Below are 1,669 nucleotides of genomic sequence, written 5' to 3'. Positions count from 1 at the left end.
GGCCGGCGATGGGGGCGGCCGCGGCCAGGCGCTCAGCGAGTGGCGGCGCAACGGGGCCGGCGGCCAGATCCTGGCCGACCTCGGCCTGGGCAAGCTGCGGGTGCTGGGCACCCCGCGCAAGCAGATCGGTCTGGCCGGCTTCGGTCTGGAGGTCGTCGAGTACGTCGAGCCCGGCTGACAGGACAGACTCTTACCGTTTGTCACAAAGCAGCCGCTAAACTGACACCTTTGACGCGACACGACCCGAATCCGCCCATGTCCCATATCGAAGGCGACCTGCGCAGCCCCAGCGGCGCGCGCTACGCCATCATCGCCAGCCGCTGGAACCCGCGCATCACCGACACCCTCGTCGCCGGCGCCCGCAAGACCTTCGTCGAGAACGGCGTGGCCGAATCGGCGATCGACGTCATCCGCGTGCCCGGTGCCTGGGAAATCCCGGTCACCGCCGCGCGCCTGGCCGAGGCCGGCGGCCATGCCGCGATCGTCGCGCTGGGCTGCGTGGTGCGCGGCGATACCCGCCACTACGAACAGGTCGCCGACGGCTGCTCCGACGCGCTGATGCGGGTCTCGCTCGACTACGGCGTGCCGGTCGCCAACGGCGTGCTGGCGGTCGACCGTTTCGAGGACGCCGAGGCCCGCGCCGGCGGCAGCCACGGCAACAAGGGCGAAGAAGCGGCCCTGGTCGCGATCGAGATGGCCCACCTGCTGTCGCAGCTCCCCGCGGGCTTTGACGTTCCCAGCGACGTATTGATGGAGAAGGCCTCGTGAACCGCCGCCGTCCGGACGGGATCGATCCCGTCGCCCGCACCCGTGCCCGCCGCCGCGCGCTGCAGGCGGTCTATGCCTGGCAGATGTCGGGGGCGCCGGTGCGCGAGATCCTCGCCCAGTTCGCCCACGAGCAGGCCCGCGAGCACGCCGACCTGGCCTATTTCGAGGACCTGGTGAACGGCGTCGACCAGCACCTGAAGGATCTCGACGAGGCGCTGCTGCCGTTTCTCGACCGCACGGTCGAGGAGGTCGATCCGATCGAACGCGCCGGCCTGCGCATCGCCGCCTACGAATTGCGCCACCGGCTCGACGTGCCGTACCGGGTGGTGATCAACGAGGCGATCGAGAGCGTCAAGAAGTTCGGCACCGAGCATGGCCACACCTATGTCAACGGCGTGCTCGACCATGCCGCCGCCGACTGGCGCGCGGCCGAGTTCAACAACTCGCGCGGCTGAGTCGGTCGCCGCCCGGCTGGTGCCGGGGGGCGTCGGAGTCCCGCCTGCGCGGCCGCGGCAACGCAGGAGGCCAGGTCCTTGCCCGAATTCGAACTGATCGAGCGTATCCGCGCGCGTGCCGGCGGCCGCGACGACGTGGTGCTGGGCATCGGCGACGATGCAGCGCTGCTGCGGGTGCCGCCCGACCGTCAGCTGGTGGTGGCGATGGATACGCTGAACGACGGCGTGCACTTCCCGCGCGGGACCGCCGCCGCCGACGTCGGCTGGAAGGCGCTGGCGGTCAACCTGTCCGATCTCGCCGCGATGGGCGCCGAGCCGGCCTGGTGCACGCTGTCGCTGTCGCTGCCGGCCAGCGACGACGGCTGGGTCGATGGCTTTCTCGACGGCTTTCTCAAGCTCGCCACGGCGCATCGGGTCGCCCTGGTCGGCGGCGACACCACCCGCGG

General features: G+C 71.1%; 3 protein-coding genes and 1 pseudogene. All 4 read left to right on the top strand.

What is annotated here, in order from left to right; genetic code table 11:
• Window positions 1-178, top strand: a pseudogene (locus tag FKV24_RS02055) (bifunctional 3,4-dihydroxy-2-butanone-4-phosphate synthase/GTP cyclohydrolase II); the annotation flags it as partial.
• Window positions 179-255: 77 nt separating this feature from the next.
• On the top strand, window positions 256-768 hold the full coding sequence (gene ribH / locus FKV24_RS02050; RefSeq protein WP_141481016.1) for a 6,7-dimethyl-8-ribityllumazine synthase: 513 nt from the start codon (window positions 256-258) through the stop codon (window positions 766-768).
• Window positions 765-1,223 carry a transcription antitermination factor NusB gene (gene nusB, locus FKV24_RS02045; protein WP_111265638.1) on the top strand — a complete coding sequence of 153 codons (459 nt, stop codon included), beginning with the start codon at window positions 765-767 and terminating at the stop codon, window positions 1,221-1,223. Before ribH ends, nusB begins: the two co-directional genes overlap by 4 nt.
• A gap of 78 nt (window positions 1,224-1,301) precedes the next feature.
• Window positions 1,302-1,669 (top strand): thiamine-phosphate kinase (locus FKV24_RS02040; protein ID WP_141481015.1); only part of this gene is annotated, 368 nt, incomplete at its 3' end.

The sequence above is a fragment of the Marilutibacter maris genome (assembly GCF_006546735.2).
Classification (GTDB): domain Bacteria; phylum Pseudomonadota; class Gammaproteobacteria; order Xanthomonadales; family Xanthomonadaceae; genus Marilutibacter; species Marilutibacter maris.
Note: the sequence above shows the minus strand (reverse complement) of the source record. Positions and strands in the feature narration are given on the sequence as shown.

Coding starts and splice junctions, on each gene's coding strand:
- ribH (WP_141481016.1), top strand. CDS start 256: ATGTCCCATATCGAAGGCGACCTGCGCAGCCCCAGCGGCGCGCGCTAC.